Source organism: Neobacillus sp. 204 (assembly GCF_046562815.1).
Taxonomy (GTDB): Bacteria; Bacillota; Bacilli; order Bacillales; family Cytobacillaceae; genus Neobacillus.
In genome coordinates, this window is record NZ_JBJORY010000042.1 from 1 (window position 1) to 1,822 (window position 1,822).

Annotated in this window: 1 protein-coding gene; it reads left to right on the forward strand. The window is 36.2% G+C overall.

Going from position 1 to position 1,822, the window contains the following annotated elements:
• Positions 1 to 155: 155 nt before the first annotated feature.
• Positions 156 to 1,724 carry an IS1182 family transposase gene (locus tag ACJ004_RS29975; RefSeq protein ID WP_410896723.1) on the forward strand — a complete coding sequence of 523 codons (1,569 nt, stop codon included), beginning with the start codon at positions 156 to 158 and terminating at the stop codon, positions 1,722 to 1,724.
• Positions 1,725 to 1,822: the final 98 nt, after the last annotated feature.

Genomic DNA, 1,822 nt, shown 5'->3' on the forward strand with positions numbered 1-1,822 from the left:
GAGGCTGGGACAAAACTCCCTCTAGAACCTAAAAAGCCTGTGAAATTTTACGTTGAGTAAAATTTCACAGGCTTTGTTTTTTTCATAACAAAAAGGACATCTTCTGATAAAATTTAAGTACCCCTACCAAATTTAAATCAGAAAGAAGTGTCCTTATGTTTAAAAATTATAACATGAATCAAATCATTTTACCTTTAGATTTAGAAGTAAAATTACAAGAAAATGATATTGCTTTTTCCATTCACCATTTAGTTGAAAGTATTCCTGATGGTGCTTTTGACTCTTTCTTACGCCATACAGGTTGTCCTGCCCATCATCCACGTATGATGCTTAAAATTATTTTATGTGGTTATACACAATCTGTTTTCTCAGGTAGAAAAATTGAGGGTCTGGTGAAGGATAGTATCCGTATGATGTGGCTAGCACAAGGCTATGAGCCAAGTTACCGTACAATCAATCGTCACCGTGTACATCCAGAAATGAAAGAGTTGATTCGTCAATGCTTTGTTCAGTTTCGCTGTCAGCTTGTGCAAGAAAAGCTAATCGATCAGGAGTCGATTTTTATTGATGGTACAAAAATCGAAGCGAACGCTAATAAATTCACATTTGTATGGAAGAAATCCGTTGAAAAATATAATAAGAATCTAGTAGAGAAGTCGAACCAGCTTTACAATGAGCTGCTTGAGAAACAAATCATCCCTGAAATAACACGAGAAAACGACGAACAACTTTCAATTGAGGAGCTTTCACAAATCACCGAAAAACTAGAGGAAGTCATTGAAGAATATACCGAAAAAATCGAGATTTCTAGTGATGTCAACGAACGCAAAAAGTTACGCAGCGAACGAAAAACACCTAAACAAATCGTGAAACAGGTTTATGATTGGATTGAACGAAAACAAAAATATCAAAAAGACTTCGAGATATTTGGGACTCGGAATAGTTATTCAAAAACAGACCACGATGCGACATTTATGCGAATGAAAGATGACTATATGCAAAACGGCCAATTAAAGCCTGGTTATAACCTTCAAATAGCGTCTGAAGGACAATATACACTTGCTTACGGTATTTTTTCTAATCCAACGGATACAAAAACACTGACACCATTTCTTGATCAAATTGAAGAGCAGTACTTCTCATTACCTGAACATATCGTCGCAGATGCCGGATATGGCAGCGAACAAAATTACGATGACATTTTAACAAAGCGCAAACGTACACCGCTGATTACATATGGTCACTACTTAAATGAACAAAAGAAAAAATCTAAAAAGGATCCTTTTAAAACGATCAATTGGTTGTATGATGAAGAAAGCGACGCCTATACATGTCCGAACGGAAAACAAGTGAGGTTTCAATATCATTCGAATCGAACAGATAAATCAGGTTTCCAGCGCACGTTTAAAATTTATGAATGTGAAGACTGTACGGATTGTCCACTTCGAGAAAGTTGTACAAAGGCGCAAGAAGGAAAAAACCGGAAGCTAATGGTAAATGAGAAGTGGGAACAACAAAAAAAATATATTAGAGAGAAGCTTTCAGAAGATAAAACTGGTGCTATTTATCGTCAACGTAAAATTGACGTGGAACCAATTTTTGGATTTCTGAAGGCTAATTTAGGTTTCACCCGATTTTCTGTACGTGGTAAATCGAAAGTTGAAAACGACATCGGCCTCGCATTGATGGCCGTAAACTTAAGAAAATATGCGGCAAGATCGTAAGATCTTGTCTGAATAGATGAGAAAAAAAGGAAAAAAGTGAAATCGACAATGCGATTTCACTTTTTTCCTTTATAGAAGCTAGTTATGTCCCAGCCTCT